At 70.5% G+C, this 17,782-nt stretch carries 20 protein-coding genes; 7 read left to right on the top strand and 13 right to left on the bottom strand.

Annotation, left to right across the window (positions count from 1 at the left end):
* The 4 genes from EDF38_RS08440 (at nt 1) to EDF38_RS08420 (ending at nt 3,506) form a co-directional block, all read left to right on the top strand.
* On the top strand, nt 1-579 hold the full coding sequence (locus EDF38_RS08440) for a recombinase family protein (protein WP_123354818.1): 579 nt from the start codon (nt 1-3) through the stop codon (nt 577-579).
* The gene (locus EDF38_RS08435; RefSeq protein WP_123354817.1) at nt 572-1,153 is read left to right on the top strand and encodes a GNAT family N-acetyltransferase; all 582 of its coding nucleotides are present in this window, start codon (nt 572-574) and stop codon (nt 1,151-1,153) included. Before EDF38_RS08440 ends, EDF38_RS08435 begins: the two co-directional genes overlap by 8 nt.
* Before the next feature lie 602 nt (nt 1,154-1,755).
* Nucleotides 1,756-2,622 (top strand): CPBP family intramembrane glutamic endopeptidase, encoded by an 867-nt coding sequence (locus EDF38_RS08425; RefSeq protein ID WP_158613334.1) that lies wholly within the window; start codon nt 1,756-1,758, stop codon nt 2,620-2,622.
* Between the two features lie 5 nt (nt 2,623-2,627).
* Entirely contained in the window at nt 2,628-3,506 is an 879-nt protein-coding gene (locus EDF38_RS08420) for a CPBP family intramembrane glutamic endopeptidase (protein ID WP_148061466.1), read from the top strand.
* A gap of 39 nt (nt 3,507-3,545) precedes the next feature.
* Here the strand turns inward: EDF38_RS08420 and EDF38_RS08415 are convergent, their stop codons facing one another.
* From EDF38_RS08415 to EDF38_RS08380, 8 genes are all read right to left on the bottom strand, one after another.
* Nucleotides 3,546-4,142 carry a hypothetical protein gene (locus tag EDF38_RS08415; RefSeq protein WP_123354813.1) on the bottom strand — a complete coding sequence of 199 codons (597 nt, stop codon included), beginning with the start codon at nt 4,140-4,142 and terminating at the stop codon, nt 3,546-3,548.
* A 491-nt stretch (nt 4,143-4,633) separates the two neighbouring features.
* On the bottom strand, nt 4,634-5,182 hold the full coding sequence (locus EDF38_RS08410; RefSeq protein WP_123354812.1) for a hypothetical protein: 549 nt from the start codon (nt 5,180-5,182) through the stop codon (nt 4,634-4,636).
* Nucleotides 5,175-5,510, bottom strand: coding sequence for a PadR family transcriptional regulator (locus EDF38_RS08405; RefSeq protein WP_123354811.1), 336 nt, complete (start codon nt 5,508-5,510; stop codon nt 5,175-5,177). The genes EDF38_RS08410 and EDF38_RS08405 overlap by 8 nt, the downstream gene beginning before the upstream one ends.
* A 305-nt stretch (nt 5,511-5,815) precedes the next feature.
* Nucleotides 5,816-6,139 (bottom strand): ATP-dependent DNA ligase, encoded by a 324-nt coding sequence (locus EDF38_RS08400; protein WP_123354810.1) that lies wholly within the window; start codon nt 6,137-6,139, stop codon nt 5,816-5,818.
* A 167-nt stretch (nt 6,140-6,306) separates the two neighbouring features.
* Entirely contained in the window at nt 6,307-6,945 is a 639-nt protein-coding gene (locus tag EDF38_RS08395; RefSeq protein ID WP_123354809.1) for a DUF1345 domain-containing protein, read from the bottom strand.
* Between the two features lie 50 nt (nt 6,946-6,995).
* Entirely contained in the window at nt 6,996-8,117 is a 1,122-nt protein-coding gene (locus EDF38_RS08390) for a glutathione-independent formaldehyde dehydrogenase (protein WP_370275610.1), read from the bottom strand.
* Between the two features lie 83 nt (nt 8,118-8,200).
* Nucleotides 8,201-9,376, bottom strand: coding sequence for a zinc-dependent alcohol dehydrogenase (locus EDF38_RS08385; RefSeq protein WP_123354807.1), 1,176 nt, complete (start codon nt 9,374-9,376; stop codon nt 8,201-8,203).
* Nucleotides 9,373-9,849 carry a hypothetical protein gene (locus EDF38_RS08380; RefSeq protein WP_199734617.1) on the bottom strand — a complete coding sequence of 159 codons (477 nt, stop codon included), beginning with the start codon at nt 9,847-9,849 and terminating at the stop codon, nt 9,373-9,375. Before EDF38_RS08380 ends, EDF38_RS08385 begins: the two co-directional genes overlap by 4 nt.
* Nucleotides 9,850-10,664: 815 nt before the next feature.
* Between EDF38_RS08380 and EDF38_RS08370 the strand changes: the two genes are divergently transcribed.
* Nucleotides 10,665-11,501 carry an ASCH domain-containing protein gene (locus tag EDF38_RS08370; protein WP_123354804.1) on the top strand — a complete coding sequence of 279 codons (837 nt, stop codon included), beginning with the start codon at nt 10,665-10,667 and terminating at the stop codon, nt 11,499-11,501.
* An 82-nt stretch (nt 11,502-11,583) separates the two neighbouring features.
* On the opposite strand, the gene EDF38_RS08365 is transcribed toward EDF38_RS08370, so the two are convergent.
* A complete protein-coding gene (locus EDF38_RS08365) occupies nt 11,584-12,171 on the bottom strand; it encodes a DUF1349 domain-containing protein (protein WP_123354803.1) in 588 nt (195 codons plus the stop codon).
* 115 nt (nt 12,172-12,286) lie between these two features.
* The gene (locus tag EDF38_RS08360) at nt 12,287-13,129 is read right to left on the bottom strand and encodes a helix-turn-helix transcriptional regulator (RefSeq protein WP_123354802.1); all 843 of its coding nucleotides are present in this window, start codon (nt 13,127-13,129) and stop codon (nt 12,287-12,289) included.
* Nucleotides 13,130-13,275: 146 nt separating this feature from the next.
* On the opposite strand from EDF38_RS08360, the gene EDF38_RS08355 reads away from it, so the two are divergent.
* On the top strand, nt 13,276-14,022 hold the full coding sequence (locus tag EDF38_RS08355) for an SDR family oxidoreductase (protein WP_123354801.1): 747 nt from the start codon (nt 13,276-13,278) through the stop codon (nt 14,020-14,022).
* A 105-nt stretch (nt 14,023-14,127) separates the two neighbouring features.
* On the opposite strand, the gene EDF38_RS08350 is transcribed toward EDF38_RS08355, so the two are convergent.
* From EDF38_RS08350 to EDF38_RS08340, 3 genes are all read right to left on the bottom strand, one after another.
* Complete coding sequence (locus tag EDF38_RS08350; RefSeq protein WP_233572305.1) at nt 14,128-15,549, bottom strand: APC family permease; 1,422 nt, start codon at nt 15,547-15,549, stop codon at nt 14,128-14,130.
* 144 nt (nt 15,550-15,693) lie between these two features.
* Nucleotides 15,694-16,200 (bottom strand): hypothetical protein, encoded by a 507-nt coding sequence (locus tag EDF38_RS08345; RefSeq protein WP_123354799.1) that lies wholly within the window; start codon nt 16,198-16,200, stop codon nt 15,694-15,696.
* 57 nt (nt 16,201-16,257) lie between these two features.
* Nucleotides 16,258-16,737, bottom strand: a complete 480-nt coding sequence (locus tag EDF38_RS08340) for a heme-degrading domain-containing protein (protein WP_123354798.1) — start codon at nt 16,735-16,737, stop codon at nt 16,258-16,260.
* A 127-nt stretch (nt 16,738-16,864) separates the two neighbouring features.
* Here EDF38_RS08340 and EDF38_RS08335 point away from each other — a divergent pair, with 127 nt between their 5' ends.
* Nucleotides 16,865-17,701, top strand: a complete 837-nt coding sequence (locus EDF38_RS08335) for an alpha/beta hydrolase (RefSeq protein ID WP_158613333.1) — start codon at nt 16,865-16,867, stop codon at nt 17,699-17,701.
* Nucleotides 17,702-17,782 lie beyond the last annotated feature (81 nt).

The raw sequence follows: 17,782 nt of genomic DNA, 5'->3' as shown, positions 1-17,782 counted from the left end.
ATGCTCATCGGATACGCCCGCGTGTCGACCTCCGGGCATGATCTCGCAGCACAACGTGACGGTCTTGCAGCACTGGGTGTTGACGATCAACACGTGCATGTCGACCACGGCCTCTCGGGGACGACTCGAGCCAGGCCGGGGCTCCGCGAGGCGCTGGCCGCGTGCCGTGCCGGCGACGTCCTGGTCGTGACGAAGCTCGACCGGCTCGCTCGATCGCTGCGAGACGCGACCGACATCGCCGACGAGCTCACGAAGAAGGGCGTCGCCCTGAACCTCGGGGGAGCCGTCTACGACCCCACCGACCCTGTCGGCCGGCTCCTGTTCAACGTCCTCGGGATGGTCGCCGAATTCGAAGCCGACCTCATCCGGGCCCGCACCCGGGAGGGCATGGCCATCGCCGAGGCCGCCGGCAAGCTCCGCGGCCGCAAGCCCAAGCTCACCCCCTCCCAGGAGAAGCACCTCGTGCAGCTGCACCGCACCGGCGAGCACACGACCAGCGAGATCGCCGGGCTCTTCGGGGTCGCCCGTTCGACGGTCTACCGCACGATTCAGCGAGGAGGGGAGGAGAAGAGTGTCTGAGGCAACGCCACTGTCCTCTGCTCGACCGACGCCGATCAGGACTGATCGCCTCGCTCTCCGGGCGTTCGAGGTCTCCGATGGCCCCGCGCGTCTGCGGTACCAGGGCCGCGAGGACGTGTCGCAGTACCTCTTCCGTGAGCCGCACGACGCCGTGAGTGTCCTGGCTGGCATCTGCCGCAACCAGGAGGGCGTCTTCCAGCAGAAAGATGACCGCCTTTTGCTGGCCGTCACCCTCGGAGCTGACGGCACGCTCGTGGGAGAGGTGAGCGCGCGATTGGACGGGGTCGAGTCGGCGCAGGTGGAGATCGGTTGGGTGTTCGACCCGGATCATGGGGGCCGTGGCTACGCGACCGAAGCGGCCGAGGCGCTGGTCCAGCACCTCTTCCGCGACAAGCGCGCGCACCGGGTCTTCGCACGGCTCGACGCAGACAACACCGCATCGGCGCGGCTCTGCGAGCGCCTCGAGATGAGCCAGGAAGCGCATCTGGTCGAGAACGAGCTTTGGCAGGGGCGGTGGACCTCGGAGCTCATCTACGCACGACGCGCCCGAGGCGGCCGGCTTGGCGATGTCTAGTTATCGAGTCCGATGAGTGATCGGTCGGTGAGACAGTGGCTGCCGGTCAGTGGCCCGCGCGCAGTAGTTCGTCGTCTCCGGCATCCTCATCACATGGAGTTCTCGTGGTGGACCTGGTCGGGGCTCGTGATCGTCGCCTTAGGGGGATTTGGGCTGATCGGACGCGCTTGTGTGATGGCCGTTCGCAGAGACGGCCTCGCGCGGGCCAGGGCGGAGCGCGGTCCGAGTGCTCCGTGGTTCTGGTCCGGAATCGGGTTGCTCGTTGCGACCGGTGTCCTACTGGCCCTCTGGGTCCTCGCGCTCGATAGCTGACTGGCTCACTTGCAGCTCTCACCAGTCGGGCAGCTGTCCCGGTAGGGGATCGCCTGTCGGGAATGACTTGATCGGCTGTGAGAAGGGTCCTCGGCTTTGTGTGGGGTCCAGAGTCGTGTGGCTAAGTGGCGCTGAGAGCACTTGAATGTGTGACGCCAGCCGTCTTGCCCTTCAGATCGGGTGCCCGCGATACTGAGTGCTGCTCGAGCTGATCAGGCAGCTCGGCATCTGCATCGGGGTGTCGCATGAATCCTTCCCGTCGACCCGTGAAGTCGGGGAGCCCGCAGGCGATGGAGTCCGAGCTGACACGCGTGCCACGGGCCTTCTGGGTGGGGCTCGCCGCGGTGGTCGTCTACGTATTGTTCGCGGCGGTCCTCGGCACGCTCGCCGGTGACCTCGCTGGCGGCGACACAGCCGAGCTCGCGGTGTCCCACCTCATTCCCTTGCCGATCGCGGTCGCCCTGGGCTTGATGTTCGTGTTCCGGTGGTCAGGCTGGGACGCCCGGCGCGTGTTCCGGGAGACGCCGACTCCCCGGCTGATGCCGAGGCGGTTGTGGCTGGTGTCGATACCGGTGCTGATGGTGGCCCTGGCACTCTCCCAGGTCCCGTTCATCTCCTGGGGTGACCAGGTCGCCGGCGTGGTGGTCATCGTCGTGCTGGCCACGACGCTCGTCGGCATCGGTGAAGAGCTTTTCCTCCGGGGCATCCTGCTCGAGTCCCTCCGGGCTCGGCACGGTGAGCTCGTCACACTGCTCGGCACCTCGGCGGTGTTCGGCCTCGCACACGTGGTCGGGAGCGTCTGGGCGGGCGTGCCACCGGGGGTGATCTTGTTCCAGGTGACGTTCTTGATGATGAACGGCTCCCTCTTGTACTGGGTACGACGTGTCACGGGCCGCCTCTGGGTGGCGATGGCCGTGCACGCGCTGACCGACTGCCTCCTCTATCTCTCGTCTGGTGCCACCAGCACGTCGGAGGCGCTCATGCAGCAGAACGAGACGGACATGTCCACCATGTGGCCCGCCGCCGTGCTGCAGACCCTGCTCATCGTCGCCTCCCTCGGGGGCCTGATCAGCGTCATCCGCGAAGACCAGCGCAACCGACGCACCCGCTCCGCACGACTCGGCGACCCCGCCGCTGCAGCCCCGACCGAGGGATGACGACCATGACCACTGCCCCGATGGCGACCCCACCGCTCCCTGGAGGATCTGCCTGGCGGCGCTTCTGGGCCCGCGGGCGATGGTGGAAAGCGCTGCTCGCGGTCGTCGGCTACCTCGGCCTCTACGAACTCGCCGGGTTCCTCCTCGGCCGGGCCTTCGGCGACCGGGTCGGCGACGACATCTTCGCCTCGCCCACCACCGTGCTCTTCGGGCTCGGCGCGCCGCTCATCATCGGCGCCGTGATCCTCGTCGTGTTCGTCTGGACGTCCGGGCTCGCCCGGCCGGTCTTCGCCCGGCAGACCGCGAGCCGGCGCTGGTGGATGTGGATCGCCGTCGCCCTGGTCGTGATCCCGATCGTGCTTCAGCTGATCGGAACCGACTACGGCGTCTACGCCGCCGGGGTCGTGCCCATGTCGTTCTTCGTGGGCCTGTTCATCGGCTTCACCGAGGAGATCCTCTACCGGGGTGTCGTCGTCACCGTCCTCCGCGAGACAGGGCACCGAGAATGGACGGTGGCCGTCGTCTCGAGCGCCGTGTTCGGTCTGTCGCACTCGGTGAACATCTTCACCGGCCAGGCGCCGCTGATCGTCGGGCTGACGGTGCTCATCGCGTTCGGCTTCGGGATGATGATGTACCTCACGATGCGCGTCACCGGCAGCATAATCTGGCCGATGATCATCCACGCCCTGACCGACCCGACGACGTTCCTCGTCAGCGGCGGCGTCGACGAGGCCGTCCGCAGCCCGCACAACCCGTTCCTCGACGCCGCAGCGCCGTTCAACATCATCCTCATCCCGGCCGCGCTCATCGCCGTTGCCCTCCTCGACCGACGAAGCGTCAACGGTAAGACTCGCGGTGACGGACAAGGCCCCGTGTCGCGATAGGGGATCGTCCTCCGGGGCCCAGTACTTCCAGTGCCGTGCTTACTCGTCAGGAAGGGCCAACCGGGAAATGGGTGGGCTGCTCTTCGTTCGGACTGGCGAGCTGTCCGCGGGTGTGGGCGGGAGTGACAGTGCGCGGTGGTGTGCAGCGTCGGCACGGCCGGCCGCTGTAACCGATGCGAGGACGGCGGTGCTGTAGAGAGCACTGAAGATGAGGGGCAGAAGCAGCAGCGTCAATTGGTCTGGCGAGGCCATCCCTGCGACGACGAGGGCAACCCAGGCCAGGAGATGTCCACACGGGACCCACTTGGAGCGGTCAACGGCAATGACTGACGTGGCGAGGAGTCGTTGTGAGCCGGCGATGACCTCGTCCCGGTCTTCCGGCACGATCGTGGGCGGGTGTCTCGCGAACTGACGCTCTATGCGCTCGCTTCGTCGCCAGTCTCCAAGCATCTTTCCTGGGCTGGGAGAAGTGCCGGGGTCGGCCACGGGGACGAACGCCATGACCAGACAAGCCACGGCGGCCGAGAAGAAGATGATTGCTACGCCGTCCCGTACTGGCGGTCCATCGAAGATGTCCCAGTAGACGGTGCCGATGACGAGGAGAACCGCAACCGCCAAGGCTACGAGCGCACCCACCCTCGTCCTTCTCCGGACTCTCGCTGAGTCCACGAACTCAAGCCGACGGGCCCGGTAGACACGCCAACCGACGCCCAGTGCACCTTTGACCATCCGTTGATGATGCCCGCTCAACGCTCTGTGACCAATAAGCAGCTCAATGACGCGAGCGGAGATCGCATCATCATCTCATGAGCGACTCTCCACCGGGGCGATGGTCAATCGTCGCTCCCCAGTCCGCGAGGGGGCGCTGAACTGATCCACAGGCCCCGGAAGACGAAGAGAGAACTGGCGACCCCTCCGGCGCCGGTTGCCACGCTCACCCAATTCCATGAGTAGTCGAGGACCAGTGCGCCGAGAGCGACGAGACCCACAAGGGCCCAGACGCAGAGGGCGCCTTGGAACCACCTCTGGTGCAAAGCTCCTCGAACGTTCGCGACCATGTGGCGAACTTACTGCCTGCAGCAGCGTCCGGAAGGGGATCGGTCAGCGGGTGGCCTCGAGGGGCTGACTCAGGGGCGCCAGGCTCGGTGCCGAGCCCGGATGGCAAGTGCGATGCCCTCAAGAGGGAAGACGAGGTAACTGACCAGGACGACGAGGTGGGCGCCGCCGAGGTCGGCTGACGCCATCACTGCCACGGCCACCACCGCGAGGAGGGCGATGCCCACGGGCGCGAGCCAGGCTGCGGTCTTCTCCTGTCGAGTCCAGGCCCTGGCCTGGCTGACGAAGAGGAGACCGGCCAGAGCGCCCACGATCGGGACCAGCAGCGAGCCGGCGATCAGGACGACGACTGCGACGATCGAGAAGGTCCGGCCTGGAATCGGCATCTCCGTGGCGCGGCCCGGGGCGCCGACCTGGGCCTCGCTACGTGCTTCGGCGGCGATGAAGACGGGGTCGCCGAGTTGCTGGATGCGGGCGGCGGCTGCTCCGGCGTCCAGTCCCCGGAGCTCTTCGCCTATGCCGGCGAGGATGTCGCGGTGCAGCTCCGTCGGGAGCTGGTCGAGTTCGGTGTCGAGCTGTGCGAGGTAGGTGGTGGTGATCTCGGGCGTGGTGTCAGTCATGAGTGTCCTCTCCGATGAGTTGGTGCACCGAGGCGGTGAAGGGGCCCCACTGGAGGCGGAACGCAGCCAGCTGGGCGCGCCCGAGCGGGGTGGGGCGGTAGTACTTCCGGACCGGTCCCGTCGCTGACGGCTGGTCGAACGCCGTCACGAGGCCCTGGGTCCGGAGGCGACCGAGGAGGGGGTAGAGAGTGCCGATGCTGGCGACCAAGCCGGCCTCCACGAGCTGCTCGGAGAGCTGCCAGCCGTACATCGGCTCACGGTCGAGGAGCCCGAGGATGCAGTACTCCACGACGCCCTTCCGCAGTTGCGCTCCCACGTCTGCTGTCATGCGTCACAAGTTACCTTGCGGTGCAAGACAGGTCAACGTGATGATCGACGCCTCGAGCGCGGACGGGAGCAGCGAACTCGATCGGCTCCTGTTCGACATCGCTCTAGCTACCGAGCCTTGGATACCACAGGCTCGGCTCGTGTCCCTGCGCGATGTCGGCGCTGCCCGACGGAGGATCGTGCAGCGGTCGCGTAGTCCTGCGGTCCTGTACCGAGTCCTCCGGGGCGGGCCCGGAGCGGGCGATCCACATGCTCGCGTGCAGTCCACTTCCTGAGGAGACCCCGAACGCTCGATCCCGGCCGGGGTCAGCCCGTGACGTGGTTGTCCGGTCGCAGGGCGGGTTCGGGCACGAGTTGCAAGCCTGTGGTCGTGTTCGCTGCCAGTTCGAGGGCGTGGATCCAGGCGGGGTTCACCTGCGGAGTCCGTGACCCGTAGTACTTGAACACCAGCAGGACGGCCGGGTGCAGCCAGATGGTCTGTCGGCCCTTGCCCACAGCCTGTTCGTCACGCCACGAGAAGTAGAACGACTCATGTCGTCGAAGCTTGATCCCTATGACGATCTGGAAGTGCAGCAGCAGTCGGTCGTCGAACTCCACCGAGGCCACCTGGTCGTATGCGAGCCTGCCCATCACTGATCCTTGCGTGTCGACGACGCAGGGCCCCAGCGGCTCGGAGTCGCGGAACGGCCCTGCAGTGCAAAGCCGGGTTGATCGACGCTATCCACATCCCGGGGCAGTCACAAGAGCCGCCTGCGGACCTCCCACGCGCCTCCATCTCGGGGTTCACCGGCAGGTGGTCAGCTCTGCGCGAGATTCGTCACCAGGTTCAGGGTGGTGGCGATCAGTACAGTGCCGAAGAAGTACGACAGCAGCGCATGGGGGAGTGCGGCGCGGCGAGTCCGGGTGTCGGCGGGTTCGACGTCCGGGGCCGAGTACGACATGCCGATCGTGAAGGCCAGGTAGGCGAAGTCGCTGTACGTGGGAGGCGCCTCCTGCTTGACGTCGAAGCCGCCGCGGTCGTGGTCGACGTAGTAGATGCGGGCGTACTTCAGGGCGTAGACCGTGTTGACGAGGGCCCACGCGACCATCGTGGCGAGGATGCCCAGCACGACGGTGGCGACCGACACGGGGTCGCTGGTGTCGCGTGCCTGCACGAGCGCGAGCAGCATGGCCGCGACGCTCGTGAGGCAGGCCACGACGAGGGCGTCGTCGGTGAGGCGCGAGCTGGACTCTTCGTTCGCCAGGTGCTCCGTGCCTGCCGCATCCTGCGGCCAGCAGGCCCGCCAGACGTGGACGAGGGCGATGAGGCCGGCCGTGCACCAGGCCGCCAGGGGGCCCAGCGTCGGTGCGCCGGCCGACCCCACGCCCACGCCGACGGCGACCCCGATGGCGACGTAGAGGCCCGTCCGTCGGGGGGACAGGATGCGGTCGTCCATCGGGGCTCCTCGGTCCGGCTCGGGCGCGGTACGGGTCGGGTGCGTTCGGATCAGCCGCCCGACGGCACGGCGTCGGGGTGCAGCACGACCTTGGTCCAGCCTTCGTCGCGGGCGTCGAAGTGCTCGTAGGCCTGCGGGGCCTCCTCGAGCGACAGCTCGTGGCTGACGATCCACGACGGCTTCGCCTTGCCGCCGGCGATGAGGTCGCGCAGGGCCCGGTTGTACTTCTTGACCGGGCACTGGCCGGTGCCCATGGACTGCCCGCGGAACCAGAACTGGCCGTAGTCGAACGTGATGACGCCCTGCTTCGCCAGTTCGTCGGGCGCGCCCGGGTCCTGCGGCACGTACACGCCGACCACGCCGATGTCGCCGGTGAACCGCACCGACTGCACGAGACGGTTCAGGGTGAGGTTGGGCTGCTCGGCACCGTCGGGGTCGTGGGCCTGGTAGCCGACGCACTCGCAGCCGTTGTCGGCCCCGAGCCCCATCGTCAGGTCGAGGACGGCCTCGACCGGGTCGACGGAGGAGTCGTCGATGGGGATCGCCCCGATCTCCTCGATCGCCGCGAGCCGGTCGGGGTGCCGGTCGACGACCATCACCTTGCTCGCCCCCTTGAGGATCGCCGAGTAGGCGGCCATCGCGCCGACCGGCCCCGCCCCGTAGACGACGGTCTGGTCGCCGGGCTTCACGTGGGCCATCTCGGTGGCGTGGTACCCGGTGGGGAAGATGTCGACGAGCATGACGTAGTCGGTCTGTCGTTCTTCGGCGTCCTCGCCGAGGCGCAGGCAGTTGAAGTCGCCCCAGGGCACGCGCAGCAGTTCGGCCTGCCCGCCGGGCCACGGGCCCATGTCGGCGAACCCGAAGGCGGCGCCGGCCCAGGCGAGTTCGGGCTGGGCGGTGAGGCAGTAGTTGGTCAGGCCGCGTTCGCAGTTCTTGCAGTGGCCACAGGCCACGTTGAACGGCAGGACGACCCAGTCGCCGACCTGCACCTTGTCGACGGCCGAGCCGACCTCGATCACCTGGCCCAGGTTCTCGTGGCCGAACCAGCGGCCGGTCTCGAAGTCGGTGCGGCCTTCGTACATGTGCAGGTCGGACCCGCAGATGTTGGTGCTGGTGATGCGGACGAGGACGTCGGTGGGCCGCTCGATGCGGGCGTCGGGGACGTCGCTCACCGACACCTTCCTCGGCCCTTCGTAGACGACTGCTCTCATGATCTCTTCCCTCTCTTCGGTGGTGGGGTGACGGAGGCGCGGTGTCATGTGCCGGGGCGGAAGACGGCGCGGACGCAGCCGTCGTCCTTGGACTTGAACATCTCGTAGCCCTCGGGGCCCTGCTCGAGCGGGAGGACGTGGGTCGCGAGGTGCTCGGTGTGGAGCTCGCCGGCCGCGATGCGGTCGAGGATCATCGGGATGTAGCGGTGGCCGTGCTGCTGGGCCCCGCGCAGGGTGAGGCCCTTGTTCATGAGGGCCCCGAGCGGGAACTTGTCCACGAGCCCGCCGAAGACGCCGAGGCTGAAGACGCTGCCGCCCTTGCGGCAGGCGTAGATCGCCTCGCGCAGCGCGGTGGGCCGGTCGGTCTGCAGCCGCAGCTGTTGTTTGACCTGGTCGTAGAGGTGTTGCGCGCCGGTGCCGTCGGCTTCCATGCCGACGGCCTCGATGCAGACGTCGGGGCCGCGGCCGCCGGTGCGCTCCTTGAGTTCGGCGAGGACGTCGTCCTGCGCGAAGTCGAGGATCTCGGCGCCGACGTGCTGCCGCACCTGGTCGAGCCGTTCGGGCAGCTGGTCGATGACGACGACCTGCTCGGCGCCGAGCAGCATGGCGGCGCGGGCGGCCATCTGTCCGACGCCGCCGGCACCCCAGACGGCGACGGTGTCGCCGGGCGTGATGCCGGCGAGGTCGGCGCCGGTCCAGCCGGTCGGGGCGGCGTCCGAGGCGAACAGTGCTGCTTCGTCCGAGACACCGTCGGGGACGGGGAAGGCGCCGTGGTCGCCGTAGGGCACGCGGATGTACTCGGCGTGGCTGCCGGCGTAGCCGCCGAGGGCGTGGCTGTAGGCGAAGCATCCGCCGATGGGGGAGCCCCAGAGGGTCTCGGTGAGGGCGGGGTCGGGATTGCCGTTGTCGCACAACGAGTACAGCTCGTGGGTGCAGTACCAGCACCGGCCGCAGGCGACGAACGAGCAGACCACGACGCGCTCGCCGACCTTGCGTTCGCGGACGGCCGACCCGACCTCGACGATCTCGCCCATGAACTCGTGGCCGAGGACGTCGCCCGACCGCATGGTGGGGATGTACCCGCCGAGCAGGTGCAGGTCGGACCCGCACGTCGTGCTGAGGTGGACCTTGACGATGACGTCCTGGTCGTTGAGGATCGTCGGGTCGTCGACGGTCTCGACCGAGGTCTCGTTGACGCCGGTCCAGGTGAGGGCTCTCACAGCAGTCCCTCCTCGTCGGCACGATCGGTGGCTTCGTCGACGAGGGCGCCGGTGGGGGTGGCCTTGCGCTCCCCGTGGGGAGTGGGGTCGACGCGCAGTACCTCGCCGGCTTCGATGACCTGTTTGGCCCGTCGGAGTGCGACGCGGATGCTCTTGGCCGCCTCGTCGGCGGCGTCGTTCGTCGAGGCGCGTTCGCGGAGGCGGGCGCGCAGTTCGGTGCCCTTGTCGCCAGGTGCGGGCCGCGCCTCCACCTCGACGGTGTCCCGGAGGTCGTCGAAGGAGGATGGGGCGTCGTCGGCACCGAGCACGTCCTGCGGCTGGGCGAGGAGCGTGACGGCCTGCCACCGGGAGCGGGACTCCTGAGGGGAGCCGGCGCCCTCGTCGGGGCGGCGGAGGTGTCGTCGTCCGACGACGGCGGCGGCGGTCGCTACGGCGGCGACGCCGGCAGCTCCGGCCAGGCGGCCGGCCATCACGCGGCCCGCCGCGACAGGGGAGCACTGCCAGCTCCCTGTTGATCGATCGTTCTCATCTCGACCTCCTTGGTTCGCGCGAGTGCGCAGCTGTCTGGATGTGCGAGCGAGGCCCTGGAGCCTGATCCGTCTGTCCGGCCCCCCGCTCGACGGCCAGTGTGCGCGCCGCGCCGCCGCCACCGGAAGGGGATCATTTGACCCTTGACATCCCCCCGGTGCCGCGACTTACGTGGAGAGGTTGGCGCTCATCAGGAGGAGCTGAGCGGGGGACGATGCTGATGTCTCTCGCTCCCGGCGGACAAGATCGATCTGCCCGACCACTCGCACCTCGCCCGGTAGGGACGACGACCGAGGACAGAACGTCCGGTAGCCGATCGGTCGGTGAGGCGGTGGCTGCCGGCCTGCTCATCGGCATCCTCACCGCTGCTGTCGCCCTCCGTGTCCGCCAGCGACTTCCGATCGCGACTCGCTCGCGGCGTGTACTGGCAGTAGCTGGCGTGAGCGGCGTCACCTCGGGCGCTCTGGCCTGGGTCCCTGCGCACTGGGCAGCGACCTCGGGCCTGACCGCTGGCGAGTTCGCGTACCCAGTGGTCGCGGCCGTCGTCAGTGGCCTCGTGGCTGCGACGACGGAACACCGCTTCGAGTCGCGATGAACGGGCGTCCGCTCGGTAGGCGATGGAGCACTCCCTGCCGCACGCCGCGGCCGTGACCTCCGACGCGTCGACCGCACCGAGGCATCTCACGACGCCCGTCTCGACGCGTCCGATCGATGGTCCGCGGCGCTCGGAGCGTGGTCGACCGTGCGGCAGGCTGGTCGAGTGACTGACGCAGCTCGCCCCCTCCTCCACTTCCACCGGAAGCACTTCGACGCGATCGTCAGCGGCGAGAAGGCGACCACGGTCCGCTGGGGCGAGTCGGTCCAGGTCGGAGCGGCGACGTTCGTGTTCGACGACCATCCCACCGCCCCGCCGCTCGCCGGCCGCGTCACCGCGGTGCGGCGGTACCGCCTCGACGAGCTCACGGCGGAGCGAGCCCACCAGCCTGCCGGGACGGACATGACGCGCTTCGCGGAACAGCTCCGGGAGAACTACTACCCGGACATGCCCGGCGACGCGGTCGTCGACGTCGCCGAGCTGGTCCTCACCGAGCCGTCCCGACGGCCGCCCGCCCAGCGGGCTCGTGCCGTGCTCCCGCGGGCGACGCGACGTGGCAGCGTGCGACCTCCGGGCGGGAGAGGGGACGCCGTCCCCGTGCAGGTCGTCCGGCTCAGTCGCCAGGCAGTCTCCCTGAGCGAGGACGTGGATGACCACTCGCTCGAATGGAGCCTCCCCGCCGACACGTCGCTCGGCGAGGTCCTCATCCGTGCCGTCGACGAGCGGTACCTGCCGCGGATGACCGGCAGCGCCTGGACCTTCTGGCTGCTGCCGCCCGAGGGATCGGAGCGGTCGTCAGCCGCGATCGCCATCTGCCTCCACCGTGCCTGGGGTCGACGGATCGTGACGCTGGGCGCACGCCAGCTCTCGCAGCCCCTGGCAGCGCTCACCGAGTGGATGGAGCAGGACGGGGCGCTCTCCGTCCACGTCGGCTACGACGCCACGGGAGGCCCGCGCTCCGTGCGTCGTCTCGCCCGGGAGCTCCGGCGGCACGTCGGCTAGCCCCGGGCCATCGACACCTCGGCGCGGTCGTACGAGGAGAGCCCCGCGTCGTAAGGCACTCGGACCGTGCTCCGGCGAGGGCTCAGTCGTCGGGGTGGAGCCCGGCGTCGGCGGGACCGGTGCGCCAGGCGGTGAAGGTGACGGTGAGGTCGCCCCGCGAGGGGGCGCAGCACATCGGCCCGGCGTGCACCTCGGCGTCCGGGTCGAAGGGCGCCACCCGCACCAGCCGCCACGGCTCGTCGTCGACCTTCGCCCGGATGGTGAGCGCGTCGCCGGAGCGGCTCGCCCGCATCGTGACGACGCGGCCGTGCCACCCCGGGACAGGCGACAGCGACCAGTCGGACACGCCGCGGGTCACCACGGCCCCGAGGCTGTCCTCGCCGTCGCTGCGCTCGACGCCCGTCTTGGTCCAGGTCGCGTCGTCGACCTTGACGAACATGCCCGCCTGGTCGAACTGCGCGGCGAAGTCGAGGCGGAACGACACCTCCACCGCGGTGTCCTGGTCGAACGGCGCGAGGAGGGCGTGCTCGGTGTCGTGGACGAAGCCGTAGGAGGTCGTGCGCCAGGCGTCGCTGCCCTCGACGGCGGTGACGCGCATCCCGTCGTCGCCGACCTCCACGCGGGCGGGAGGCGTGGTCCAGGTGCCGGTGTTCCAGTCGATGTCGGTCATGACGCCGAGCGTACGACCCGCGGGCACCCGGTCGATCCGCAGCCGCGTCGGGACGGCGTCCCGGCGGCGCGCCGTTCGACGGTGAGGCCTGGCGCTCCCGAGGCTGACCGAGGCCCTACGACCGGCTGAACCTCTGCTCGCCCACGACGCCGAGCAGGGCGAGCGCCTCGGCCGCGCCCGTCCCCGGCGCCGGGGTGAGCACGAGCAGCACCTGCGACTGGTCCTCGGTGAAGAGCGCCTGGCAGTGCACGTCGATCTCGCCGACCTCGGGGTGCTGCAGCGTCTTGCGCTCGTCGAAGCGCGAGCCGACCTCCTGCAGGTCCCAGTAGCGCCGGAACTCCTCGCTCCGCCGGAGCAGGCTCGCCACGACCTCCGCCGCGAGCGGATCGGGGTCGGGCATCGACGCCGCCACCCGCAGCTGGGCGACCTGGAGGCGACCCTGGTGCTCGTGGTCGCGTGCCGGGTACTGGCCCCGCGCCTCCGGGTGGGCGAACCAGCGGTGGACGCCGCTGCGGTCGAGGCCGGTCCACGAGAGGTCGTCGCCGAAGACGGCCGCGGCCAGACGGTTCTGCGCGAGGGTCTCGCCGAGCTCGGTGATGACGAGGGCGGGGGTGTCGTCGAGTCGGTCGAGCACGCGCATCAGGCCGGGGCTGACGTGCGGCGATCGGCGAGCGCGCCGCGGGGCCTCGTGGCCGGCGAGGCGGAAGAGGTGGTCGCGCTCGTCGAGGCCGAGGCGGAGTCCCCGGGCGATCGCCGTCAGCATCTGGTCGGACGGCTGCGGCCCCCGGCGTTGCTCGAGGCGGGCCCAGTAGTCGGCGGACATGCCGACGACCGACGCGATCTCCTCCCGGCGGAGGCCGGCGGTGCGACGACGCGCGCCGGAGGGCAGCCCGACGTCGGAGGGCTGCAGCGCCTCGCGGCGCGCTCGGAGGAACTCGGCGAGTCCGGGACGGTCCATGGCCTCATCCTCGCGCCTGGCGGCAGCGCTGACCAGGGACCGACGATCCCCCGATCGGCGCTCCCTTCCGACCGTCGGAGGCGCGGAGCAGGCTGGACCGCGACGGGGCACCCAGCCCCACCGAGCAGCCCCACCGAGGAGACACCATGAAGACCACGGGCAACACCGTCCTGATCACCGGAGCGACGTCGGGAATCGGCCTGGGCCTCGCCGAGCGCTTCCACGCCCGCGGCGACACGGTCGTGGTGGCCGGCCGCCGCCGCGCGCTGCTCGACGAGATCGTCGCCACGCACCCCGGCATGCACGCCGTCGAGCTCGACGTCGCCGACCCCGAGTCGATCCGGTCGGCGTTCGAGACCGTCACGAGCGAGCACCCGGGCCTCGACGCGGTGATCACGATGGCGGGCATCATGCTGCCCGAGGACCTCCGCGACCCCGCTCACCTCGACACCGCCGAGGCGATCGTCACGACGAACCTCCTCGGCACGATCCGCACCGCGGCCGCCTTCGGCCCCTGGCTCGCCGCCAAGCCCGACGGCGTGCTCATGACCGTGTCGTCGGGGCTCGCCTTCGTGCCGCTGCCCGCGACCCCGACCTACTCGGCGACGAAGGCCGCCGTGCACTCGTTCACGCAGAGCCTGCGCGTGCAGTGGGCCGCCACGCCCCTCCAGGTCGTCGAGCTCGTGCCGCCGGCCGTGCAGACCACGCTGATGGGCCAGCAGGACGACGAGTCGGCCATGCCGCTCGAGGAGTTCCTCGACGAGACCGTGCAGATCCTCGAGCAGCAGCCCGACGTCGAGGAGGTGCTGGTGCAGCGCGTGCGGTTCCTCCGCGACGCCGAGGCCGAGGGCCGCCACGCCGACGTGCTCGCCCTCCTCTCGCAGCGGCACTGACCGCCCGCCCCGCGGGCCGCGAGTGTCCACGGATGGTCGGCTCGACGCGCCCCGAGCGACGAGACGCGGACACTCGTCGACCCCGGGAGGTCCGTGCGCTCGTGGTCAGGGGGCCGGGGTCGACCCGCGACTCCCCGACGCGTCCGTCCGTCGTCGCGACAGCATCGTCAGGCCCCACAGCACCAGCCCGATCGCCAGCAGGATGCCGGCGATCTGGTACTGCTCCACGCCGCGACCCGACGAGAACGGCATGACGAGCCACAGGCAGGCGATCACCCCGACGACCGGCAGCACCCGACCGGCGCGGAAGTGGTGGTGGCCGACCGCGTCGCGCCGCAGCACGAGCACGGTCACGTTGACGATCGAGAAGACGGCCAGCAGCAGCAGCGAGGTCGTGCCGCCGAGCACCGCGACGACCGGCGACTCGGGGCTGAGCGAGACGTAGCCGATGAGCAGCAGCGACAGGGCGGTCGTGAAGACGATCGAGGCCCACGGCGTCTGCCGGGTGCGGTGCACCTTCGACAGGAAGCCCGGCAGCACGCCCTGCTTGCTCATGCCGTAGAGCAGGCGGCTCGCCATCATCATGTTGATCAGCGCGCTGTTGGCGACGGCGAACATCGAGATGAACGGCAGCAGCTGCCCGATCGGGAAGCCGGGCGCTGCCGTGTTCACCACGGTCACGAGCGGCGTCTCGTTGTCGGCGAGCTCGCCGATCGGCACGACGGCCACGGCGCAGATCGACACGAGCACGTAGACCACGGCGGTGATGCCGAGCCCCGTCAGCATGGTGCGGGGGAAGATGCGGCTCGGGTCCTTCGTCTCCTCCGCCATGTTGACGCTGTCCTCGAAGCCCACCATCGCGAAGAACGCGAGCGACGTGGCAGTGCTGACGCTGAGCAGCAGCGACTTGTCTCCCGGCGTCTCGAAGATCGTCACCCGCGACAGGTCGGCGTTGCCTCCCGCGATGGCGTAGAAGCCGATCAAGATGACCATGACGAGCCCGGACAGCTCGACGAGGGTCAGGACGACGTTCGCCTTGACGCTCTCGCTGACGCCGCGGAAGTTCACGATCATGACCAGCAGCATGAAGCCCATCGCGATGCCCATCACGGCGAGGTTCGGCAGCTCGAGGCCGACGCCGACCGCGAGGTTCGCCGCGAAGGCCCGTGACGCCGTCGAGGCGCTCGTGATGCCCGAGCACATGACGACGAAGCAGACGAGGAACGTCACGATGTGCACCCCGAACGCCTTGTGCACGTAGAGCGCGGCGCCGGCCGTCTGCGGGTACTTCGTCACGAGCTCGAGGTACGAGAACGCCGTGACGAGGGCGACGCCGAACGCGATGAGGAACGGCAGCCACGCGGCACCGCCGACCTCGGCCGCCACCTGCCCGGTCAGGGCGTAGACCCCCGTGCCGAGGATGTCGCCGACGATGAAGAGCAGCAGCAGCTTGGGGCCGATGGCCCGCTTCAGCTCGGTGGGCGGGGCGTCCGCCCCGTGCTCGGGGGGCGTGGTGGTCGTCGACACGAGGGCCTCCAGGAGGGAGTCGGTGCAGCCGGGTGGATCGGTGACGGACATCCTGCACCCGGCCCGGCCGCCCCACACCTGTCGGGCACGAACTTGCACGCCCTGCACGTTCCGCCGACCTGGCGGCCCCGACGAGGAGGCGCGTCAGACGAACTCGGACCGGTCCGTCAGGTAGGCACCCAGCTCCCGCACCTCGCCGGGGCCCCGGCCCCAGCGCACGTGCACCACCCCGTCGCGCAGCACGAGGGGGTCGGCGGCCCCGCTCGCGAGCGACTCGGCGTCGAGCGGCAGCGCGACGTGGCCGAAGTTCACGACCTCGCCCTCGGTGAACCGGCGCGAGGCGGCCCGCCGCGCGTCGCGGCGCGCCTCGACGGAGGCGGAGAGGCCCTGCTCGCGCTTCGGCTCGGTGGCCCGGGTGATCGAGCCCGTCGCCCACACCCGGGCGTCGCGGTCGAGCAGCAGCACGCCGAGCCGCCACGCGCGTCCGGCCGGCACCATCGCGGCGGAGGTGTGCACGAGGAGCAGGCGACGCGACGCCTTGATCGTGGCGAGGGCCTCGTCGCGGGCGCCGCGCTCGGCCAGGCGACGAGCGGTGTCGCCGAGCAGCGCGGCGAGCGCCTCGGCGGCGTGGGCGGCGTCGGGGTCGGTCACCGCGCCTCCTCGTGGGGGTCGCGACCGTGGTCGTGGCGACCGGTCATCGGACGGACGTCAGCTGTCGTAGCCGTGGGCGAGGAAGTCCTCGACGAGCTCGACGACCAGCGCGTGGTCGTCGGCCTGGGGGAGGCCGGAGACGCCGACGCTGCCCACCGGGCCCACGCCCTCGACGATCACCGGGAAGACGCCGCCGTGCGCGGCGTAGAGCTCGGGGTCGAGCCGCGACTTCTGCTCGAAGGTGCCGCCCTCGACGCGGAACTTCTCGCCCACCCGGTACGAGGCCGTGCCGTAGCGCTCGACGACGCGCGCCTTGCGGTCGACCCACTCGTCGTTGTCGGCCGAGGTGCCGGGCAGGGCGGCGTGGAAGACCCGCTGCGTGCCCTTGCGGACGGAGACGGTGACGCCGAGGCCACGGCGACGGGCCTCGGCGAGGACGTGCTGGCCGAGGTCGAGCGCGGTGTCGAGGGTGAAGCGGCGGAAGGTGAGCCGCTCCTCCTGCTCGGTGAGGGTGCGGAGCAGGTCGTCGTCGGGCATGGGGCCTCCGGGCTCGGGGTGCGGTGCGGCCGCGGCGTCACGGCCCGGGTCGAGTTTACGAGGCGCGGGCGGTCGGCTCTCAGGCAGGTGCACGGGCCGGCGGGTGCCGTGTGGGACGCTGGCGGGCATGGAGATCCGGGGGCGCGACGAGCTGGTGGACGGGGTGCCGGTCCGCTGGTACGACCCCGGTGTCGGCGACGAGGTCGGGGGACCGGGGCCGACCCTGCTCTGGCTGCACGGCGGGGGGTTCTTCCGGGGCGGCCTCGACCAGCCGGAGGCGCACGACGTCGCCATCGCGCTCGCCCGGCGCGGGGTCACGGTGGCGACCGTCGACTACCGCCTGGCGCCGCCTCCGGGGATGCCGTGGGTGCGGACCGCCGCCGGGCGACCGCGCGGCCGCTACCCGGCGGCGCTCGACGACGTCCTCGCCGCCCTCCACGCGGTCGGCGAGCGGTCGCCCGGGGGAGTGGTCGTGGGAGGCGCGAGCGCCGGTGCCTGCATCGCCGCCGGTGCCGTCCTCCGCGCGTCGGACGAGGGCCGTCCGCCCGTCGGGTCCGTCCTCGCCTACGGGTTCTTCCACGCCCTGCACCCGCGGGCGCGCGACGCCTCGCAGCGCTCGCCGGGTCGGCGTCGCCTCACGCACGCGCCCCGGGGGATGGACGCGGCGAACCGGAACTACGTCGGGTCGCGGAGCTCCCTCGGTGAGCGCCACGCCTTCCCGGGCGGGCACGACCTCCGCGGCTTCCCGCCGACCCTGGTGGTGAACGCGGAGAGGGACAACATGCGGGCCTCCGGCGACCTGTTCGCGGCGGAGCTCGCCGCGGCGGGCACGGCCGTCGAGCACCACGTGCTGCCGGGCACCCGGCACGCGTTCCTCGACAGGCCGTCCCTCGACGAGTTCGCCGAGACGATCGGCCTGACGGCCACGTGGCTCCGGTCCGGTCGACCGGGTCGCCAGAGCTGACCGATCATCCCTTCGGCGGAGCCTCCCGAGGCAGAACCATCCCCAGGGCCACGACCGGAGGGTCGCGCGGCCAGAAGGGCT

The organism is Frigoribacterium sp. PhB160 (assembly GCF_003751785.1).
GTDB lineage: Bacteria > Actinomycetota > Actinomycetes > Actinomycetales > Microbacteriaceae > Frigoribacterium.
The sequence above is the reverse complement of the archived record's forward strand: the minus strand, read 5'-3'. Positions and strand labels throughout refer to the sequence as shown.

What these genes read in the sequence shown, in the direction of transcription:
- EDF38_RS08395 (WP_123354809.1), bottom strand. Translation starts at nt 6,945, where the DNA reads ATGGACGACCGCATCCTGTCCCCCCGACGGACGGGCCTCTACGTCGCC.
- EDF38_RS08410 (WP_123354812.1), bottom strand. Translation starts at nt 5,182, where the DNA reads ATGACTGACACCACGCCCGAGATCACCACCACCTACCTCGCACAGCTC.
- EDF38_RS08420 (WP_148061466.1), top strand. Translation starts at nt 2,628, where the DNA reads ATGACCACTGCCCCGATGGCGACCCCACCGCTCCCTGGAGGATCTGCC.
- EDF38_RS08365 (WP_123354803.1), bottom strand. Translation starts at nt 12,171, where the DNA reads ATGACCGACATCGACTGGAACACCGGCACCTGGACCACGCCTCCCGCC.
- EDF38_RS08335 (WP_158613333.1), top strand. Translation starts at nt 16,865, where the DNA reads ATGGAGATCCGGGGGCGCGACGAGCTGGTGGACGGGGTGCCGGTCCGC.
- EDF38_RS08340 (WP_123354798.1), bottom strand. Translation starts at nt 16,737, where the DNA reads ATGCCCGACGACGACCTGCTCCGCACCCTCACCGAGCAGGAGGAGCGG.
- EDF38_RS08400 (WP_123354810.1), bottom strand. Translation starts at nt 6,139, where the DNA reads ATGGGCAGGCTCGCATACGACCAGGTGGCCTCGGTGGAGTTCGACGAC.
- EDF38_RS08355 (WP_123354801.1), top strand. Translation starts at nt 13,276, where the DNA reads ATGAAGACCACGGGCAACACCGTCCTGATCACCGGAGCGACGTCGGGA.
- EDF38_RS08405 (WP_123354811.1), bottom strand. Translation starts at nt 5,510, where the DNA reads ATGACAGCAGACGTGGGAGCGCAACTGCGGAAGGGCGTCGTGGAGTAC.
- EDF38_RS08360 (WP_123354802.1), bottom strand. Translation starts at nt 13,129, where the DNA reads ATGGACCGTCCCGGACTCGCCGAGTTCCTCCGAGCGCGCCGCGAGGCG.
- EDF38_RS08440 (WP_123354818.1), top strand. Translation starts at nt 1, where the DNA reads ATGCTCATCGGATACGCCCGCGTGTCGACCTCCGGGCATGATCTCGCA.
- EDF38_RS08425 (WP_158613334.1), top strand. Translation starts at nt 1,756, where the DNA reads ATGGAGTCCGAGCTGACACGCGTGCCACGGGCCTTCTGGGTGGGGCTC.